This window comes from Streptomyces sp. NPDC055078 (genome assembly GCF_053607985.1).
Map to the genome: position 1 here is coordinate 1 of NZ_JBSGUP010001101.1, position 1,421 is coordinate 1,421.

At 70.7% G+C, this 1,421-nt stretch carries 1 protein-coding gene and 1 pseudogene; both read left to right on the forward strand.

What is annotated here, in order from left to right; genetic code table 11:
- Positions 1–278: 278 nt before the first annotated feature.
- The gene (locus tag ACWF94_RS40470; protein WP_453500290.1) at positions 279–668 is read left to right on the forward strand and encodes a phosphotransferase family protein; all 390 of its coding nucleotides are present in this window, start codon (positions 279–281) and stop codon (positions 666–668) included.
- Between the two features lie 317 nt (positions 669–985).
- A pseudogene (locus ACWF94_RS40475) lies at positions 986–1,421 on the forward strand (hypothetical protein); the annotation flags it as partial.

Genomic DNA, 1,421 nt, shown 5'->3' on the forward strand with positions numbered 1-1,421 from the left:
CGGGTTTGGGCTTGCTCCGGGGCTGTTCCCCGCCGAACGCCGGAGTCTCCACCAGGGTCGTCGACCGGCCGGTCAGAGACAGGTGCACGGCGGCGGCATCGCACAGGAGTCGAACAGCGCTGACGCAACCCGCCCCGTCCCCTTCAGACCGTGCGCTGACCGCGCCGCACCGGGCGCCCGGACGGGGAGCCGTCACGCTCCCCCGCCCAGGCGCCTGGAGCGTACGGGCCTTCGGGGACGCCGCCACGCCGGTATCCGCCGTCGAGCTGGGCACGGGGATGTACAACAACGTGTGCCGCGTGGGCCTGGCCGGGCGGGACCGGCCGGTGATCCTGCGGGTCGTGCCGGAAGAGGCCCGCCAGTTCCGCAGTGAGCGCCGCCTGATGCGGAACGAGTACGGCAGCGTGCCGTGGCTGGCGGTGATCGCGCCCCTGATGCCACACGTGATCGCCGCGGACTGGTCGCACGAGGTGATCGGCCGGGACTGGATGATCCAGACCCACCTGGACGGTGTCCCGGCTCCGGAGCACCTGGGGACGTATCCGCGCCCGGCGTGGCCGGTGTTATTCCGGCAGATGGGCGCCATCGCCCGCTCCGTGCACGAAGTGCGGGCCCGCACTTCGTGCCTGTCGGCGGCCCGGGGTACGGGACGTGGAGCGAGGAGGTGATCACGTCGCTGGAGGAGATCGCCGCCGACCTGGACGGGGCCCGCCTGGACGCGGCCGACGTACGGAAGGTCAACGCGGTGGCCGCCGTTCTGGCCGACCTGGGCTGACGTTTCCACACCACTGGTGCGCCTCCAGGGTCCGCGACTTCGTCAGCAATGAAGGCGGCTCATGAGCAGCGGATGAGCAAATCCGCGATCCCGTTGACCATGGCTACGTCCAGTTGCGGCCTCCTCGGGTGGGTCCAACACCTCCCGGTCTGACGTCAGATACGTCTGTGAGGACGTCCATTGTCAGTGCGGTGCACTTCACTGTCCGCCATGGATCTCACGCAAGCGACCGTCAACGACCTGCTGGCCGAACTCGGCTCGGGGGACGGCTACATGTACCTGCCCAGCGACCTGGAGCCGCAGGACCTGACCGACCTGCTCGGCAGCAGGTACGGCGCCCCGCGCACCCTCGTCCTCGACGGCTTCACCGATCCGGCGGTCGACGAGTCCAGAGGCGCGGCTCTCCTCGTCCCCTTCGAGGACCGAGGCGTGACGATACGGGCGTGGGCGTACGGGGATCAGTGGATCGGCACGGGTACGGTGCGGGACGCCGAGGGGGCCGAGCGGCCGGTGCTGGTGGTCGCTCGCCGGGAGGTGCCCGAACCCCTGGCGGCCGCTCCGGACGAGGACGTCGACTGGATGCAGCGGCTCATACGGATCACCGGCTGGACACAGCCCGCCCGGCGGCCAGACGTGGACTGGGCGG